This is a genomic window from Oleiphilus sp. HI0086 (assembly GCF_001635225.1).
This window is the reverse complement of sequence record NZ_LWFZ01001270.1, coordinates 1-590: the sequence shown is the minus strand read 5'-3', so window position 1 is coordinate 590 and position 590 is coordinate 1. Positions and strand designations below refer to the sequence as shown.

The window sequence follows — 590 nt, the reverse complement described above, 5'->3', positions numbered from 1 at the left end:
TAACTGGGAATACTGGTGCATTAAGTGGAGTAAGGTTTTTTTGAATTGTAATGCTTCTTCAACGGTAAGGTTCCGTTCTAAAATTGTGTGTAAAATTGCATTCAACTTACAATAGATAGGGTTAGCAATTAAGGTGTCAGCCATTAGCCTTGCTAGGGGGAGCTTGTTTGGCATTTTTTGGGCCGAGTGAATTAATTCTTCAAGGGTTTCTACAAACAACGCGAGGAACAAAGTCTCTTTATTTCTAAAGTAGCGATATAAAGCGGCCTTAGTAATACCTACATCTGCAGCAATCACATTCAGGTTAAGGTCTTCGTAGGCAAGATCAGAAAATCGTTTTCGTGTAGCATCGAGAATTTGCTGTTTTCTGAGAGCTTTTTGTTCCGGATTATTCGCGCGTTGTTTGATTAAACACATTTTAGGCTTGTAACCATCCTGCAAGTTTTCGTGTGACTGAACGTGGGGATAGTTTACCAGACCAAACACCAAAAATATTCTTCCAGCCAGTGATAACAATGGCGCGGTCTTTTTTCTTGAGCGATTTCCTGACAACAGCTTCTGCTGTCATGGCACCTGCTTTGAATAGTTTT

At 40.2% G+C, this 590-nt stretch carries 1 protein-coding gene; it reads right to left on the bottom strand.

What is annotated here, in order from left to right; translation table 11 throughout:
• A partial coding sequence (locus A3756_RS21940) for a TetR family transcriptional regulator (RefSeq protein WP_068554644.1) occupies positions 1–417 on the bottom strand: 417 nt, incomplete at its 3' end.
• Between the last annotated feature and the right edge of the window lie 173 nt (positions 418–590).